Origin of the sequence: Arthrobacter sp. zg-Y1219 (assembly GCF_030125545.1) — a bacterium.
Taxonomy (GTDB): Bacteria; Actinomycetota; Actinomycetes; order Actinomycetales; family Micrococcaceae; genus Arthrobacter_B.
Genome location: NZ_JASKLY010000016.1, coordinates 89,806 through 106,765, shown reverse-complemented (window position 1 = coordinate 106,765; position 16,960 = coordinate 89,806). Strand labels below are relative to the sequence as shown.

The following is a 16,960-nucleotide window of genomic DNA, read 5'->3' as shown; positions in this document are numbered from 1 at the left end:
CGGTCCCTACCCCTGCAGCTCCTCATAAATCAGCCCGCTCAACATCGCCAGAAGTGCCTTCATCTTCGTCTTGTCACCCAAGGCTTGGAGGCTGAGGTTGTAGTGGCTCTCCATGGAATTGGTTACTGCGTCATTGACCGCATTTTCGAGATGCGGACTGCTGCTGAAGTGGCTGGGAGAGTTATTCCGGGCCTGGGTCTGAAGGGTCTCGTTCTTGACCAGCTCGCGCCGCACGCCCTCGACGAAATGCGCAACAGCGTCCAGCTCTTCGCCCTCAAACGGCAGGTTGGCCTGCTGGATAATTTCCTCCCACGAGGCAAGCACCGGGTCCTTCGTTTGACCGGTTCCTATATCGGTCGCTGGCTTCAGAAGTGCATCGTCATCATCTGCGAGCTGGAGCTGCGCCTGTCCCTTGTCTTTCAGCGCGTACTTGGCTAGGACAACGCCGGACAGGTCCAAGGCCACCGGAGCATCGTTCACCCGAAGTACCGGAAGCAGGAGCTTGAAGTAGATGGACCGCTTCTCCAAGTCAGGGTCAGCGAAGTTCACGATCTGAGACAGGAAATCGTAGGCACGGACAAACGAGCCCAAATACTTTCGGAACAGGTCCAGTTCGTCCTGAGCGGTTTTGTCCCCGGCCGCGACCGCTGCGTTGTAGCGGGTGTTGAACCGTGACTTAGCAGGAGCAACCCACCCCGAGAGAACATTGTTGCCCTCTTCCCGGATATACGCCTGCACAAGCCCGTCCACTTCCGAATCCAAGTAGATCTGCGCGGCATCCAGCTTGCTCTGCATATCGTGCACAACGTTAGGGTCGGATGTGCCCTCTAGCCGTGCCTCACGGAAGTACGGCTTGAACGACTCTAGGATCTCCTCCGGCTTGTTCACGAAGTCGAGGACAAACGTCTGATCCTTTCCGACGGCGGTGCGGTTCAACCGCGACAGCGTCTGCACCGCGGATACGCCGGAGAGCTTCTTGTCCACGTACATGGCCACAAGCAGCGGCTGGTCGAAACCGGTCTGGAACTTATTGGCAACGAGCATGATCTGGTACTCGTCTGTCTTGAAGGCCTCAGGCAGGGTGCGGCCCTTGAGGCCCGGGTTCATGTTGATCTCAGTGAAGGATTCCGCCCCGGAGACGTCGTCGTTCACTTCACCGGAGAAGGCGACCAGCGTACCCAAGTCTGAGTACCCGGCGTCGGCGATGTACTTGTCGATGGCGAGCTTGTAACGGACGGCTTCTTTCCTCGAGCCGGTGACGACCATGGCCTTGGCCTTGCCATCCAAACGCCAGGCGATGTTGGCGCGGAAGTGCTCCACGATGACCTGAACCTTCTGGCTGATGTTGTACGGGTGTAGCTTCACCCAGTTCATCAGCGACTTCAGGGCCTCGGACTTCTCAACCTTGCTGTCCTCGGAGTCGTAGTCGCGTCCGTTGTGCGCCAGCCGATAGGCCACCTTGTAGCTGGTGTAGTTCTGCAGCACGTCGAGGATGAAGCCCTCTTCGATGGCCTGTTGCATTGAGTAAAGGTGGAACGGCTGGGGAAGTCCATTCGGCCCGGGGCGACCGAACAGTTCCAAGGTCTTGGCCTTCGGGGTGGCCGTGAAGGCGAAGTAGCTGATGTTCTTGGCTTCCGCCCGCTCGGCCATCTCCGCGGCCAGGTATGCCTCGATGTCGATCTCGCCGCCGTCGTTGACGTCGGAGAGTTCCTCAACAGAGAGGGCCTGCTTGACCTTGTTGGCGGTGGACCCGGTCTGGGACGAGTGGGCTTCATCGGCAATGATCGCAAAATTGCGGCCCTGAAGTGCTTTCGACTCAGCAATTGCTTTCACAGCGAAGGGGAAGGTCTGGATGGTGACGACGACAATAGGCGTCCGGGCGATCAGGGCCTCGGCGAGTTCGGCGGATTTGGAACCGCCGGTGCCCTTGATGGGAACAACGACGCCGGACTTATGCTCGATCTGGTAGATCGCATCCTGCAGCTGTGAGTCAAGCACGGTGCGGTCCGTCACGACGATGACCGAGTCGAAGATCTTCTCATTCTTCTCGTCGTGGAGGGAGCTCAGCTGATGCGCGGTCCAGGCGATGGAATTGGTCTTCCCCGAGCCGGCGGAGTGCTGCACCAGATAGCGATGCCCGGGTCCTTCGGAGCGTGCCGTTTCGATGAGCTTGGTGACAACATCCCACTGGTGGTAGCGGGGGAACAGCAGCGACTTGCTGATAACGCGCTCACCGGTGACCGGGTCGGTTTTGTCGCTGACTTGCAGGTGCAGGAACTTGCCGATGATGTTGAGCCAGGCGTCGGGCTGCAGCACCTGTTCCCAGAGGTAGCTGCTGGCGGATCCGGTGGGGTTGACCGGATTCCCTGCGTGGTCGCCGTTCCCGAGGTTGAAGGGCAGGAAGCGGGTCGCCTTGCCCTTCAGCTCAGTGGTCATCTGGATTTCCTCGTTGCTGACAGCGAAGTGCACCAGGGCACGCCGGCCGAAGGCCAGCAAGGGCTCTTCTTTGTTCTTTGCATTCCGCGGCAGGCGGTCGTTGCGGTACTGGGCGACGGCGTCGTTGATGTTCTGGGTGAAATCGGTCTTGAGCTCGATGGTTGCGATGGGCAGCCCGTTCAGGAACAGGACCAGGTCGATGCTCTTCTTGGTGTCGACCGTGGAGTAGTGCACCTGGCGCATGACCCGCAGCCGGACCTTGCCGTAGCGTGCCAGTGTTTCGGGGTTCAGGCCCATGGCGGGTTTGAACTGGCACATGTCGAACTTCGCGGCCACATCCTTGAACCCGGTGCGCAGCACGGAGAGCATCCCGGCTTCCTTGGTGGCGGGTTTGTCCAGTACCTTGCACAAGCGGTTCAGCAGGTTGTGCTCGGCCAGGGTACGTTCGGCTAGGGAATCGCCGGGTTTGAGGACCTTGGCCAGTTCGTGGGGTTGCGTGTCCTGTAGCCAGCCGATGATGTCTTCGGGTACGACGGCGCGTGCGGCGTCGTAAAGGTCGCTCGCCTTGCGCTGCGGCTCGTAGATCCACCCCTGGACCGCGAGTGCCTGGCAGATTTCCTCTTCGAACATCACTTCGTTGTGCTGTGCCATACGTTCTTCCCCCTAGAACTTGTCGAAAAAGTCCTGATCGACCTTCTTGACGACGACGGTGCGGTCCACCTGTACGCCGACTCCGTATTCGAACATCAGTGTCGCCAGGCGCTGTCCGTCGATCAGGATAAGTGTGTAGTGCGCAGTATCCCGGGCAACCGCCCGTGCACCGCTGGTGAAGCTTGATGTGGTGATGAAGATGCCCTTGGTCGCCCGGAACTGGCCCAAGGCACCGCTGAACGCTTGGACCTCGGGCGCGCCGACGTTGTTGCCCTCCGAGTACCGCTTTGCCTGCAGATAGACCCGGTCAAAGCCCAGGGCGTCCTGCCAGACGATGCCGTCTACGCCCTTGTCGCCTGAACGCTGGGTCGGTTTGAGGTTGTCTTCCCTGTCTGTGCCGTAGCCCAGGGCCCGCACCACAAAAGGGATCAGATGCTCGAAAGCATCGGGGGAGAGCTCCAGCAGGTTGCGGTAGATCTCCTCGATCACGACCTGGTTCAGTTGTGCGGCCGACTGTTCCAGTGACTCCGACGGGTCGGAGTCGACGACGACGGCGGCTCCGTCTCCGTCGATGCCTCGCACTGGTACCGCGGAGGCAGCCTTAGGTCGGCGCGAAATCTCCTGATAAGCGCGGTAAGGCTCGTATTCCCGAAGGGTCTCGTGGGTTAGCCGCGCATTTTCACCCGCGCGGCGCAGTCCCTCATCGCTAATTCGATACTGCCCCCGAGCCTGACGAACCAGAAGGCCTGCCTTCATGGAGTCGAAGACGGCCCAATTGATGCGATTGGCCCACCGTGCCTCACCAGAGGACATGACCTCTGCCATGTCTTCGGCTGAAAGCTGCTCACGTTCGGCGACAGCCGTCCGGATCTCTGCATTACGCCGGATCTGTCCATCGGCCATGATCCGAATAACCGGGTCGATGAATCCGTGCCATTGGGGCAGTGCCATGCTTAGGCCGCCTCTCCGCGTACGTCGATCTTGCCGGTTACTGCTGCAGAAATTAGAGCGGAACGACGTTCCTTCAGCAGTGCGACACTTCGAGTACAGCGATCATCCAGTCGGTCGATCTCCGAAAATTGGTACGCGAGTGTCTCTACAATCTGCCGTTGCTCTTCTAGCGGTGGAATGGCAACAGGGAGATCACCCAGGACGCCCATGCCGATGTTCTGTTGAGTCCCAAAGCTCCAGTGGAGGGCGACTGAATCGAAGAATACCCTCGAGCGCAGAAATGAGAGCAGGTACTCTGGCAAGACCGAATTGCCACATCGAATCGCAGCGAGGGGAGACCAAATGTTAAATTTCTTATCTGTCTCGACCAGAGCGGTAACTCCGGTTGTGGCACCCGACTTAACCATGTAGATATCTCCGCGCTGCGGGGAGTACTTTCGAGAGTACTTTTCGTTGTCGGATTCCGAGATGTAACCGCGAATCTTAGAAAAATTTATAATACCGCCAGATACGGCTTCTGCTGAAACGAATGGGACACCTTCATCCAAGAACTCGGGTGTCTCATGCGGTCCGTCTGTAATTGGTATCTGAAGGACGTGCTTAAGCGCAACCACGTCCCAATGCTGAGGAACGTCGCCGATCCAAGAGACCCCGGATGGCTTGGTGGGGGCCGCAAAGTCGAGGCCCTTGGTAACGGCTTGGGTGATAATGGCCTGGCGTTTCTCGGCCAGTAACTCGATGAGCTGCTTCTGCTTCCTGATTAGCATATCGAGGCGAGACGTCTCACGATCTAAAAAGACGGTGACCCTTTGTTGCGTATCCAGATCAGGAAATGGGCATGGCATGTTCCCAATGAAATTCCAACTCGCTCGCGGCATCTTCGAACCGAAGGTCGAGCCGTTAACGGTCTGGATGAACTCGGGGCCCAAAGTTATGTAGTGTAAGAAGCGAGCATATACCCCGCTGTGTGGCCGCAGTACTAAGAAATCTCCTACTGCCTCACCTTGGTTATCGGCCAGCCAGGATTTGGCTAGGTAGGGTCGCAACTTTCCAAAGAGAACGTCCCCCCTCCGAAACTTGATGCCGTCAGCGTCGAAGGTCCCGTCTGTTTGGAGTATTCGGCCGGACCCGGATTCAATATGCTCAAGAGCAACGGGGTTCGTCTTTTCCGCAGCCTTCTCCGTCACGAGACTGACACGGGTCTTTATTCGGGCAATTTCCCAGTCCGACGGAATACGAGGAGCCCATTCTATTCCCGAATCCTTGTATACCGGGTAGGGCCTTGCTATCACTTGTCAGCCTCCGAGAGGAGACTCGTAATCTCGCCGATTAGCTTGCTCAGGTCGGCGTCAATCTCACCTAACGAGCGTGGGGCAAGGTACTTGTAGAAGTGCCGGGTGAAGGGGATCTCGTAGCCAACCTTGGTCTTGGACTCGTCGATCCAGGCATCCGGGACGTGGGGGAGGACCTCACGCTCGAAGTACGTCTGAATGTCTTCATTCAGCGGCACGTTTTCGGTGTCTCGCAGGTCCGGATCGGCCTCCGGCTTGCCCTTGGCGTCGGTGCAGATGTCTGCCGTTTCATCCCGCTCGGCCGACCCGGCAAGCACTGCCTTGAACACCGGGGCGGGCAGCTTCAGGCCGGTGCTATTCAGCATTGGTTTCAGGACCTTCAGGAAGGCTTCGCGGTTCTTGTACAGGTCCGGATGCTCTTCGCCGGCGTTCCGTAGCGTCTTTTCCAGCAGCTCGCGAGCTTCGTCTGAGAGCTTGAGAACAGGCTTCTGTGCCAGAGCAGCGTCGATGCGCTCGGAGGAGAACGCGAAGTTCAGTTTCAGCGGGCGTTCCACGGTGATGGTGGAGTAGCCGAAGTCGCGGTTGTCGAAGATCTTGGAGGTCTCGCCGTCGTCCTCGAATGCCCCGTAGAGCTGAACAATTCGGTCGATGTCCTGCGGGCCGAGTTCCTTGCGCTTGGAGCCGAGGCTCTTGCGCATTTTGCGGTAGAACTCGACACCGTTAATCAGCTGGATCTTGCCCGCGCGGCCGGGAGCTTTCTGCTTCTTGGCGTTGGACAGGATCCAGACGTAGGTGGCGATGCCGGTGTTGTAGAACATGTCCGTCGGCAGGGCGATGATCGCTGAGACGAGGTCGTTCTCGATCAGGTAGCGGCGGATCTCCGATTCGCCGGATCCGGCGCCGCCGGTGAACAGCGGGGATCCGTTGAGGACGATGCCGATACGGGATCCGCCCTCGTGCGCCGGGCGCATTTTCTTCACCAAGTGGAGCAGGAAGAGCATCGATCCGTCGCTGACACGGGGAAGGCCCGGACCGAACCGTCCGTCGAATCCGTTCAGCTCGTGCTCACGCTGGATCTGCGGCTGGATCTTTTTCCACTCGACGCCGAACGGCGGGTTGGAGAGCATGAAGTCGAACTGCTCGCCGATGTTCTGGTCGTTCGCCAGGGTGTCGCCGACGGAGATCTTGGAGATGTCCTGGCCCTTGATCAAAAGGTCGGCCTTGCAGATGGCGTAGGATTCGTCATTGATTTCCTGGCCATAGGCCACCAGTGAGGCGCTTGGATTGTGCTCGTGCAGGTGTTCCTGGGCGACGGTGAGCATGCCGCCGGTTCCGGCCGTGGGATCGTAGATGCTGCGGACGACCCCGGGTTTGGTGAGGACTTCGTCGTCGTAGTTCAGAAGCAGCTTGACCATCAGCTGGATGACCTCACGCGGGGTGAAGTGCTCGCCGGCTGTTTCGTTGGATGCTTCTGCGAAGCGGCGGATGAGCTCTTCGAACATGAGGCCCATCTCGATGTTGCTGATGGTGTTCGGGTGCAGGTCGATTGTGTCGAAGGCTTTGGTTACGTGGTAGAGCAGGTCCGCGGCGTCCAGCTTTTCGAGCGTTTTGTAGAACTCGAAGCGTTCGAATATGTCGCGAGTGTTCTCCGAGAATCCCTGGATGTAGTTCTCGATGTTGGCCTTGATGTTGCTGGGGTCATTCAGCAGGCGGTCAAAATTGAAGGGCGACGTGTTGAAGAAGCTGTATCCGGAGATCTTCTGCAGGAAGGTGTCCAGTGGAATGTTCAGGTCCTTCTTAGCCTCCTGCTCGGCGAGGACCGCTTCCTTGGTCTCCTCTAGGACGCAGTCGAGGCGGCGCAGGATGGTGAAGGGCAGGATCACCGATCCGTATTGTGCGGGTTTGTAGGTGCCCCGCAGAATGTTTGCGATGCTCCACACCAGGTTGGCGTTGTTGTTGCCGGCCACTGCTACCACTTTCTGTGCTGACGGCAGTGGGCTGGTTGCGTGACTGGTCATCGCGGGCCGCCTGCCGTGCAGCAATTATTGATGTCGCACGTACAGGCTAATTGTACGGGCGGGGAAGCTAGGCCATTTTCGACGGCCGAAAGAGGTGGCTATGGATTCTCAGAGCCGCTACCCCCTCCGTTACCACCCTCCTCACCTGCTCTTCACCCCCAACCCGGATCACCACCAACTTCCTCTAATGAGATCTGGACGCTGGCTAACGAAGCCGGGTAAACCGGAGGGCATGGGACAGATCCTCATCCGGCATCCGGACGAGGCCTGGCACGAGCCGGACCTCGCCGGCTACGCCGCTGGAGCCGAACTGCAGCACTTCCTCGCCGAACACCCGGAGTTGACATAGCGGCATGAACTCAACCCTGTCGTACTGTCATCGTGAGCCCAAGGACCGGATAGTCTTTGGAAACGATTTCGTACACTTTGGGGGAATAATGCGAAAGCAGCATGTTTTGGGATTGTTTATTCTTGGTTCAATTGCTCTAGCCGGTTGCTCTTCCGAGGGCGGGCTATCCTCTGAGAATCAACCGAAGCCTTCCACCGCAACTGTAATCAGTCCGCAGGCATCGCCGGCAGCTGTGGAATCGGTTGAAGTGCCGCCCGAACCGGTAGGGGCACTGGTCGTTGCTGAGCGACTTCAGGCTGCTATCCCTTCGGTCTCTTCGGTTACGGAAGTGACCGAAAACAATGACTCAAACAACCTGATCGGGCGTCCCGGGCAGTACCTGACGGCAGCATGGGTTGCAGATGCTTCGGCTGACCCCACGCAGACGGGTATTGACGGAGGAGCTGTGGTCGAGGTTTTTGCAAATGCTGAAGATGCTCAAAGCCGATCGACTTATATTCAGGACACGCTGCGCAGCATGGGGCCGGCCTTCGGGACTGAGTACCACTACTTCGATGGAAGTATCCTTCTCCGAGTCTCGGGAGTAATAGTGCCAAGTCAAGCTGCGCTTTATGAGCAGGCGTTCGTGGGTTAGCTGCAGCTCCCAGAGTCGTCGGGAAAGTGGCTGTTGAGGAAGGGCCTTATGGAGCCCGGCTAGGCTTCCTGAACCCTTAAAGCGCGACACAGGAGAAATCACTTTGTTCCAGCCGTGCTGACTCTAATAGCGCACAAAAAGGTCGCGGTCCTGGTCAATCTTGGAGATCCGCGAGGTGCTCGCGCAGGCCCGGGTACGCGCTGTTCTCAGCGAGCACCTTCTCGAAGTCTTTCCTGGCCATCGAACGCTTCCCTTCGCGGAGATAGGTCAGCCCCCGCTCAATGAGGGTGCGATGCCGCAGATCCGCCGGCCGGGATCGAATCCGCAGTGCTTCTTTGAATGACGCACGGGCAGCCTCGAAATAGCCCTGCTCACGGAACGCGATGCCGCGCTGGGTCAGCAGGAAAGTCACCGCCTCGTCCTCGTTGGTGAGTCCCTCAGTGAGGTCGACGACGTCATTCCACCGTTCCTGCTGCGTGTACAGCTCTGCCAGAGAGACAGCGGTAACGGTGCTCGGTTCGAGTTGTTCGACGACGTCGACGGCGGCCGGGATGTCGCCGGTTTCCTGGTAGAGCTCGGCCAGCAGCAGGCCGATGAGATTCCGGTCCGGGGGCAGCTGGACGGTGATGCCGTCGGCGATGGGCAGGGTGAACGAGGCATCCGGCAGATATTTTCGGATGAAGTCATCCGTGGCCGGATCATACCCGATACCGAATAGCCAGGTCAGCAGCTCGAGACCACGCTGCGTATCGTCAGCGGGAAGCGAAACCAGGGTTGCCTCCAGAAGGGAGGCCAAAGGACGGGCAGGCGGGTGGTCGGCACCGATGCGGGCCAAAGACGCGTAGTCGGGTTTTCCCAGGATGGCCTTATGGAGTTCCTTTTCCCACTTGGGTGCGAAGAGGCCGGGAGTTGGGGCCTTAGGAACCGGAACCGCTTGAGGAGCAGCACCCGGTTTAGGATTCGAACCCCGTTTGGCGGCCGCTCCGGGTTGGCGACGACGTCGAGTGTGGCCGGATGACAGGGTTTCCGTGTGATAAATGCCGGTACCGGGGATGCCCACGGTGCGTGTCACACGGCCTGAAGAGTTTGCTGAGATCCTGGCTCCTTTGACGCCAGCGCTGACGCCGATGCTTTTAGGGGTGACCGTCATCCTGATGCCTGGTGCGATCTTGAACGATTTTCGTGCCCTGAACCCCATCTGAGCTCCCACTATTACGCGTCGTTTTCACCGTGCAGCGCTGCTCATTTTTTAGTATAGGTAGCTGCAGAGACTGCGTCGGTGGCTGATGGTCATTGGCGATACCGAAGCCCGCACTTATCTGGCGCGCTGGCTCTGGATTCGGACCCCGCCCCACCATCTGCAAGGATAGTAGTAAGGCTACTGATAAAGGAGATCCCATGCAGAACGAAATGCAGGAACATCCCGCTGACGAGAACGCCCCGTCGACCGGGCGGACCAGCCCGGTGATGAACATTCCGGCGGCAGACATCGTCGACGCCGGAGCATCCGCAGCCAGGCCTCGGGACGTGGACCCCGCCGAGGTCGCCATCCTGGCCGAGGCCGAAGACCCGGGAACCCCCGGCCTGCGGCTGCAGGAACTGGCCACCGACGAGCCGAAGGCCCGCCCCGCCGTCGCCGCCAATCCGGCCGCCGGACCCGAACTGCTCAAATGGCTCGGCGCGCTCGACGATCCGGCCGTGAACGAGGCGCTCCGCCGCCGCGAACAGGCCCAGCAGGCAGACCGCGGACACTAATTTCTAAACTGGTGGAGGGACGGACAAGCCAGTCCGCCCCTCCACATCTTTGAATGCACGCCCCAATACCGATGAAGTGACGAACGAGATTCCGGCAGCCTGCAAAGAAGCAGCCCGTACATCCAAGGAGAATCCCATGCTTTCCCCAACCTCCGCTCCCACTGCCCTCTCTTACGGGGTGCACTCGGAGGTCGGCAAACTGCGCAAGGTTCTCGTCTGCTCGCCGGGCTTGGCCCACGAACGGCTCACCCCCAGCAACCGGGCAGACCTGCTGTTCGACGACGTGATGTGGGTGGAAAACGCCCAGCGCGACCACGCGGACTTCGTCACCAAGATGCAAAACCACGGCGTGGACGTGGTGGAACTCCACGACCTGCTCGGACAGACGATGGACATGTCCGAGGCGCGGGCCTGGCTGCTGGACCGGAAGATCATCGCCAACCGGGTCGGACTGGGACTGGTCTCCGGCACCCGGGCCTTCCTGGATTCGCTGACCGGCGCGGAACTGGCGCGCTACCTCATCGGCGGGCTGGCGACGTCGGACCTTCCCGCCGACTACCGCACGGATTACATCGCCCTGGCCCGGGAATCATCAGGCCGGCCCGAGTACCTGCTGCCGCCGCTGCCCAACACCCTCTACACCCGGGACACCACCTGCTGGATCGGCGGCGGACTGACGTTGAACCCGCTGTACTGGCCGGCACGCCACGACGAGACCCTGCTGATGCAGGCGATCTACCAGTTCCATCCGGAGTACGCCGGATCCGCCGCTTGGTGGGGCGACGCGGAACAGGACTGGGGCCAGGCCTCCCTGGAGGGCGGCGACGTGATGCCGGTGGGCAACGGCACCGTGCTGATCGGCATGAGTGAGCGCACCTCCCGCCAGGCCATCACCCAGCTCGCGCAGAAGCTGTTCGCCGCGGAAAGCGCCGAGCGGATCGTCGTTGCCGGCATGCCCAAGCTGCGCGCCGCAATGCACCTGGACACCGTGTTCACCTTCGCCGACCGGGACCTGGCCACCATCCACCCGGCCATCGTGGACGGCATCCACGCCTTCACCCTCCACCCCTCGGACAAAAGCCCCGGCCTGGTGGTGCAGGACCATCGCGACCGCCGTTTCGTCGACGTCGTGGCGGACTCCCTGGGCTTCAAACAGCTGCGCGTGGTGGAGACGGCCGGCGACTATTCCGCCTCGGAGCGGCAGCAGTGGGACAGCGCGAACAACGCCGTCGCGCTGGAACCCGGCGTGGTGCTCACCTACGACCGCAACACCCAGACCAACGCCGCGCTGCGCAACGCCGGCGTCGAGGTGATTCCCATTGTGGGCGCCGAACTCGGCCGGGGCCGCGGCGGCGGGCACTGCATGACCTGCCCGATCATCCGGGATGGTATCGACTAACGACGACGGCGTGCCGGATGCGGCGGCTGGCATTTGACCGTCGAGGCGGTGGCCGCTGATTCGGACCCCGCAGTCTCCTTCTGAGAAGATAATGGTGAGCTGCTGACGGAGGATCCCCCGCAGGAAGCGATCCGCCCTCCTGTTGTCTAACCGGTGTTGCCTCAGCGGCCGCCACCCCCGATTGGAAAGAAACTATGTCTAATCCGCCTGCTTCAGGGGAGAAGGCCCTAGCGGCCAAACTCTCCCTGCTGACCCTCACCACTGTGGTGGTCGGGTCCATGGTCGGGGCCGGGGTGTTTTCCCTGCCCCAGCGCTTCGCCGAGGAAACCGGGGTGTGGGGTGCGCTGGTCGCCTGGCTGATTGCGGGTTCGGGCATGCTGATGCTGGCCTTCGTCTTCCAGCGGCTGTCCATGCGCAAGCCGGCGCTTGATGCGGGGATCTTCTCCTACGCCAAGGCCGGCTTCGGAAATTACGTGGGGTTCTTCTCCGCAGCGGGTTACTGGGCCAGCGCCTGCGTGGGAAACGTCACCTACTGGGTGCTCACCATGTCCACGCTGGGAGCCCTGTTTCCGCAGTTGGGCGCAGGGGACACCCTCCTCGCCGTCGTGCTGTCCTCAGCCGGGCTGTGGGGATTCTTCTTCCTGATCAGGCGCGGCATCAAAGAAGCCACGGCCATTAACCGGATAGTCACGATCGCCAAGGTTGTTCCCATCCTGGTCTTCGTGCTGTTTGCTGTCTTCCTGTTCGACCCCGCTGTCTTCGCGGGAAACCTTACCGGGGCGGACTATACGGGGCCGCTGTTCGAGCAGGTCAGCAACACGATGCTGGTGACGGTGTTCGTTTTCCTCGGTGTTGAAGGTGCCAGCGTGTATTCGCGCCATGCCCGACGGCGGGAGGACGTTGGCCGGGCCACTATCCTCGGCTTTCTGAGCGTCTTTGCCATCTTTGCCTCGGTCACGATCGTTTCCTACGGGGTCCTGCCGATGGAACAGCTCGCCGAGCTGCGCCAACCATCCATGGCGGGTGTCCTGGAATCGGGAGTGGGGACCTGGGGGTTGGTGTTCGTCAGCGCAGGCCTGATCATTTCGGTGATGGGTGCCTATCTGGCCTGGAGCCTGATGGCAGCGGAGGTCCTGTACGTGGCGGCTACGGAGAAGGACATGCCGCGGTTCCTGTCCCGGGTCAGCGATGACGATGTCCCGGTCAACGCCCTGCTGCTGAGCACCCTGCTCAGCCAGCTGGTAATGGTCATCACCTACTTCTCCGAGGACGCCTTCGACTTCGCACTGGACATGACCGCAGTCCTGACGTTGTTTTCCCTCCTTTTCGCAGCCCTCTACGCCCTCAAGCTCGGCTGGAGCGGGGAAACGTATGAAGGAGCCCCGAGCCGCATCCGGCGGGGCGACCTGACCATTGCCGCCATTGCCACCATTTATTCAGTGTTCCTGGTCTATGCCGCCGGGCTGCCTCTGGTGCTGCTTTCGATGATCTTCTACGCCCCCGCCACCGTCCTGTTTGTGATCGCGCGCCGTGAACAAGGGCAGCGCGTCTTCCGGGGAGGGGAGCTGTTCCTTTTCCTCATTACATTGGCAGGAGCCGTTGCAGGTGTGCTCGCCCTGACTCGGGGCTGGATAGCGCTCTGAGCAGACGGCATGCCGCGTCCTGCGGTATGCACCCGGAGGTGGGCAAGCTGCGCAAGGTTCTGGTCTGTGCCCCGGGCCTGACCCACGAACGGCTCACGCCGACCAACCGTGAAGACCTGCTGTTCGACGACGTCATGTGGGTGGATCGCCCAGCGCGACCACGCGGACTTCGTCGCCACGATGACCAGCCGCGGCGTCGACGTCGTCGAACTTTACGACCTGCTGGGCCCGACCCGGGTACCTGCTGCCGCCGCTATGAATCTTCTACTGGCCGGCCCGGCACGACGTAATCCTGCTGATGCAGGCCATCCATCTGTTCCATCCGGACTCCGAACGCCAGCAGTGGGACACCGCGAACAACGCCGTCGCGCTGGAGCCCGGCGTGGTGTTCACCTATGACCGCAACACCCAGACCAATGCGGCGCTGCGGAACGCCGGCGTCGAGGTCATCCCGATTGTCGGGGCCGAGCTCGGCCGCGGCCGCGGCGGCGGGCACTGCATGACTTGCCCGATCATCCGGGATGGCATCGAGTGATCTGGCCGTGAAGGTTGCGCTGCCGATGGTCACGTACGATGCTCTGGAATCGCCGGCCATCCTCAGCCTGTGATCCTCCCAACAGAGCCCTTCAGCGACCTGATGATCCGCCCTAGTATGGAATTGTGCGACGCGAAACGGTCGCGCTCGTTATCGGCGCTGTCCTCGTTGCTGGCGGGGTGGGGATTGACGGATGAATCAGAAAGCGCCCCACGTACCGGAATCGACGAGGTTGCGCAAACGCCCGAGCCAACCGCAACAGCGCCCGCTACGGAGACGACGAAACGGAACCCATCCCTGCGGAGGGGGGGCCGCAACGCCCAGCACCCTTGGCCCCGGATCTATCCGGACTCTTACAGGGTTTCGATGCGTTGCCGGCTGCCCGGAGGCGATGAAGAGATAGGAATCTGGGCGCGGTTAGGACCCTCGGTAGAGGGCCGATTATCTCCGTCGACGAACATGCAGGAGCGGTGACTCACTGTCCGGATGGCGAAAAGTCCTCTTACAAGATCAACGCCGTATACCGACGGCGGAGAGGCTTACGTCAGTCCTCGAAAGGGAGTAAGCCAAGTGGCACTAAACAAGAAGAAGGTAATCATCACCATTGCAGCTCTGGCCGTCATTGGCGGCGTTGGCAACGCAATGGACACCACCGAAGAGGCGCCCGCTCCCGTGACGGCGGTACCGTCACCCGCTGCCACCACGGAAGCCCATGCCCCTGCAACTGAATCCTCCGCCCCCGCGGAAGAGGACCCCACGCAGGCCCCCGCCCCCGTGGAGCAGGCCCCCGTCAACGCGGAAGAGGCCCCCGCCCCCGCGGAAGAGGCCGCCGTGCAGGTCGCCGACGATGCGGACCCCGCCGATATCGAAACCATTCTGAGCGGCTTCCCCGACGACGGCGAAGGTTACGTCGTGCTCGACTCTGCAGCCGCTGATCACGCCGAAGGCACCGTCGTTGGCCTGGAAGTCGAATCCCCGTTCGGCACCACCGAACGCGGTGTTTGGATGCTCCTCAGCAACGGCAGCGTACAGGCGGCAAACGAGGACACCACGGAGGATACCTCCGCAGCGTGGCCCGTCCGCAAGGACGCCCGCTACGCCCTGGACGATGAGGTTATCTCCGTCGATATCGCCATCGGAGTGAACTAGAATGCAGACCATCACCACGACCGAATCCCGAGGCCGAGTAACGCTGGCACGGGTCGCCTACTACATTTTCGTAATGTGGTGGCTCGCCATTTACGCCGCCATGATTGACCTGGCCATCGCAGGCGGGAGGCTTCTCTGGGACTGGCTGAATGACCGGCCCGTCGCCGTCACCGGCCCAGTTTTCCGGCTGACGCGTCACCTCGTTATTTCCCCGCGCCGCAGGAAGCAGTACATCAGAACCACGACTACCTACGTCTAGGACATCCCGCGCCTAGGGCCATACCTCCCGAGCTGCCGATTCGTCGTCGGCAAGCCGCGGAAACTGATCCTGCCGTAGGCGCGGGCCCTCCCAGTAGAATCGACGGATGCCCGAAACCCTGCAGCCTCCCGTATCGCGCTGAAGCGGCGGGGCAGGGGGACCGACCATCACGTGGGCGTACGGACTCAGCGCGCTCCGATCCTGGCCGCGTCCGCAGTGTCGTTAGGCATCGGCGCGCTGCTCCTGGTGCTGCTGGACGCCCGGCCGCAATGTTCGGAGAAATCGGCGGCGTCTTCATCGGCATGATGCTGTGCCTCGCGGCGAACCTGGTGTGGAAGCTCTCGGTGCATTCCGCCGTCGCCGCCTATGTGGGTCTGGCCCTGCTGGCGCCGTTCCGGCGGTCGGCGTGGCCCTTGCTCTGCTGCTGGCCTCGGCTACGGGCTGGTCGCGGGTGAAGCTTGGCGACCACACCCCCACACAGGTCCTGGCGGGACACATCGCCGGGTGTCTGACCTTTGCCGCTGCCCTGCTGCTGCCCTGATCCGCAGTCCGGAAAGCGTTTCTTGCAACCATAAGTCATGTTACAAACCCTTAACGATTTCCGCCCCTGCAATTTGCTTTTAATAGGCCGCTCCAATTAACAGAAGTTTGAGCGAAATACAAACCCGCCGAATCCGGATGCCCTGACACCCGAAGCCACGCGGGGCACCGTGACGCTTGTCATAATGTGGACGAATGACTCAGACGACATCCACAAGAGTTCGGGCCGGCACGGTCATCACCATGATGGGGGCAATCCTTGCCTACCTGATCGGCTCCGGTTTCGCCACAGGCCAGGAGGCACTGCAGTACTTCGCGTCCTTCGGTGCGGTCGGTGCAGCCGGTGCCCTGGTGATTAGTTTTTGCCTTTATTCCTACATCACGGCGGTGGTTCTCCGCGATGGCCACAACCTCCGGTTGAAATCCGGAAATGCGATTTTCGAATATTACTGCGGAAAGTACATCGGCAAATTCTTCGGCATTTTTACGCCCTTGTTCTTCTTCTGCCTGTTCGGGGTCATGCTCTCCGGAGCCGGTGCTGCCCTCAACGAGCACTTGGGCTGGAACAGCCAGGTGGGAATCCTTGCAATGGCAGTTGCAGTGCTGCTGACCGTGATGATGGGGCTTGATGGCCTGGTGGGCATTGTGTCCAAACTCGGTCCCGTCATCGTCGTCCTGTGCCTCGTCGTCGGCATCATCGGTATCGTCAGGAGCCCGCAGGGCATCGCGGCATCAGCGGATACCCTCCCCACCATCGACGTTCTGCAGGCGGCCCCGAACTGGGCCGTGTCGGGATTCAACTACCCGGGACTGGGGATCCTGATGCTGGTCCCGTTCCTTGCAAGCCTGAGCGCACGAGTCCGCAATGACAGGGAAGCCGTCACCGCCGGACTGGCCGGCGCCATGACGTTTGTGGCGGCGGTTGCCGTGGTGGCTTTCGGGCTGCTTGCGAACATCGGCGATGTCTATGACAAGCAGATCCCCATGCTGTGGATTGCCAACCAGATTTTTTCCGGCGCGGGCAGCATCTTCTCTGTGGTCCTCTTCGCAGGCATTTACACCACCGCCGTTCCGCTGCTGTGGACGGCGATCAACCGGATCGAGACAAACGACAGGAGCAACCGGGCAAAGCTGTTCGCCCTCATTGCCACGGTGCTTGCGGTGCTGTTGGCGCAGATGCCGTTCGCGGAACTCGTCAACGTCCTGTACCCGGTTGCCGGTTACCTGGCACTGTTTCTGGTGGGGTGCATTGTCATTCGGCAGATCCGAAACATTCGGGCCCGGAAGCAGGGGACTGACGTCTACGCTGTTGGGTTCGAGCAGCTACCTGACTCGGCGTAAGACTAGCG

13 protein-coding genes and 1 pseudogene are annotated in these 16,960 nt (G+C 60.9%); 9 read left to right on the top strand and 5 right to left on the bottom strand.

Annotated elements, in window-relative coordinates:
* Positions 1-6 precede the first annotated feature (6 nt).
* From QNO00_RS13890 to QNO00_RS13875, 4 genes are read right to left on the bottom strand one after another with little or no spacing between them, the layout of a single operon-like run.
* Positions 7-3,087, bottom strand: coding sequence for a type I restriction endonuclease subunit R (locus QNO00_RS13890; RefSeq protein WP_284024930.1), 3,081 nt, complete (start codon positions 3,085-3,087; stop codon positions 7-9).
* 12 nt (positions 3,088-3,099) lie between these two features.
* Positions 3,100-4,038: a restriction endonuclease gene (locus QNO00_RS13885; protein ID WP_284024929.1), complete on the bottom strand. Its 939-nt coding sequence runs from the start codon at positions 4,036-4,038 to the stop codon at positions 3,100-3,102.
* A 2-nt stretch (positions 4,039-4,040) separates the two neighbouring features.
* A complete protein-coding gene (locus tag QNO00_RS13880) occupies positions 4,041-5,330 on the bottom strand; it encodes a restriction endonuclease subunit S (protein WP_284024928.1) in 1,290 nt (429 codons plus the stop codon).
* The gene (locus tag QNO00_RS13875) at positions 5,327-7,297 is read right to left on the bottom strand and encodes a type I restriction-modification system subunit M (protein WP_284024927.1); all 1,971 of its coding nucleotides are present in this window, start codon (positions 7,295-7,297) and stop codon (positions 5,327-5,329) included. Before QNO00_RS13875 ends, QNO00_RS13880 begins: the two co-directional genes overlap by 4 nt.
* A gap of 404 nt (positions 7,298-7,701) precedes the next feature.
* Between QNO00_RS13875 and QNO00_RS13870 the strand changes: the two genes are divergently transcribed.
* Complete coding sequence (locus QNO00_RS13870; RefSeq protein ID WP_284024926.1) at positions 7,702-8,331, top strand: hypothetical protein; 630 nt, start codon at positions 7,702-7,704, stop codon at positions 8,329-8,331.
* Between the two features lie 154 nt (positions 8,332-8,485).
* On the opposite strand, the gene QNO00_RS13865 is transcribed toward QNO00_RS13870, so the two are convergent.
* Positions 8,486-9,529: a DUF4236 domain-containing protein gene (locus QNO00_RS13865; RefSeq protein ID WP_284024925.1), complete on the bottom strand. Its 1,044-nt coding sequence runs from the start codon at positions 9,527-9,529 to the stop codon at positions 8,486-8,488.
* 200 nt (positions 9,530-9,729) lie between these two features.
* Between QNO00_RS13865 and QNO00_RS13860 the strand changes: the two genes are divergently transcribed.
* The 8 genes and pseudogenes from QNO00_RS13860 to QNO00_RS13825 all read left to right on the top strand — a co-directional run bounded on the left by QNO00_RS13860 (position 9,730) and on the right by QNO00_RS13825 (position 16,952).
* Positions 9,730-10,086, top strand: coding sequence for a variant leucine-rich repeat-containing protein (locus QNO00_RS13860; protein WP_284024924.1), 357 nt, complete (start codon positions 9,730-9,732; stop codon positions 10,084-10,086).
* A 136-nt stretch (positions 10,087-10,222) separates the two neighbouring features.
* Positions 10,223-11,485: an arginine deiminase gene (locus QNO00_RS13855; protein WP_284024923.1), complete on the top strand. Its 1,263-nt coding sequence runs from the start codon at positions 10,223-10,225 to the stop codon at positions 11,483-11,485.
* A gap of 194 nt (positions 11,486-11,679) precedes the next feature.
* Complete coding sequence (locus tag QNO00_RS13850) at positions 11,680-13,128, top strand: basic amino acid/polyamine antiporter (RefSeq protein WP_284024922.1); 1,449 nt, start codon at positions 11,680-11,682, stop codon at positions 13,126-13,128.
* 325 nt (positions 13,129-13,453) lie between these two features.
* Positions 13,454-13,663, top strand: a pseudogene (locus QNO00_RS17320) (arginine deiminase family protein); the annotation flags it as partial.
* Positions 13,664-14,233: 570 nt separating this feature from the next.
* Positions 14,234-14,812 (top strand): hypothetical protein, encoded by a 579-nt coding sequence (locus tag QNO00_RS13840; RefSeq protein WP_284024921.1) that lies wholly within the window; start codon positions 14,234-14,236, stop codon positions 14,810-14,812.
* Between the two features lies 1 nt (position 14,813).
* On the top strand, positions 14,814-15,071 hold the full coding sequence (locus QNO00_RS13835) for a hypothetical protein (protein WP_284024920.1): 258 nt from the start codon (positions 14,814-14,816) through the stop codon (positions 15,069-15,071).
* 310 nt (positions 15,072-15,381) lie between these two features.
* Positions 15,382-15,612, top strand: coding sequence for a phosphatase PAP2 family protein (locus tag QNO00_RS13830; RefSeq protein ID WP_349643490.1), 231 nt, complete (start codon positions 15,382-15,384; stop codon positions 15,610-15,612).
* A gap of 194 nt (positions 15,613-15,806) precedes the next feature.
* Entirely contained in the window at positions 15,807-16,952 is a 1,146-nt protein-coding gene (locus QNO00_RS13825) for a YkvI family membrane protein (RefSeq protein ID WP_284024918.1), read from the top strand.
* Positions 16,953-16,960: the final 8 nt, after the last annotated feature.

What these genes read in the sequence shown, in the direction of transcription:
- QNO00_RS13890 (WP_284024930.1), bottom strand. Translation starts at nt 3,087, where the DNA reads ATGGCACAGCACAACGAAGTGATGTTCGAAGAGGAAATCTGCCAGGCA.
- QNO00_RS13885 (WP_284024929.1), bottom strand. Translation starts at nt 4,038, where the DNA reads ATGGCACTGCCCCAATGGCACGGATTCATCGACCCGGTTATTCGGATC.
- QNO00_RS13870 (WP_284024926.1), top strand. Translation starts at nt 7,702, where the DNA reads ATGAACTCAACCCTGTCGTACTGTCATCGTGAGCCCAAGGACCGGATA.
- QNO00_RS13865 (WP_284024925.1), bottom strand. Translation starts at nt 9,529, where the DNA reads ATGGGGTTCAGGGCACGAAAATCGTTCAAGATCGCACCAGGCATCAGG.
- QNO00_RS13860 (WP_284024924.1), top strand. Translation starts at nt 9,730, where the DNA reads ATGCAGAACGAAATGCAGGAACATCCCGCTGACGAGAACGCCCCGTCG.
- QNO00_RS13855 (WP_284024923.1), top strand. Translation starts at nt 10,223, where the DNA reads ATGCTTTCCCCAACCTCCGCTCCCACTGCCCTCTCTTACGGGGTGCAC.
- QNO00_RS13850 (WP_284024922.1), top strand. Translation starts at nt 11,680, where the DNA reads ATGTCTAATCCGCCTGCTTCAGGGGAGAAGGCCCTAGCGGCCAAACTC.
- QNO00_RS13835 (WP_284024920.1), top strand. Translation starts at nt 14,814, where the DNA reads ATGCAGACCATCACCACGACCGAATCCCGAGGCCGAGTAACGCTGGCA.
- QNO00_RS13825 (WP_284024918.1), top strand. Translation starts at nt 15,807, where the DNA reads ATGACTCAGACGACATCCACAAGAGTTCGGGCCGGCACGGTCATCACC.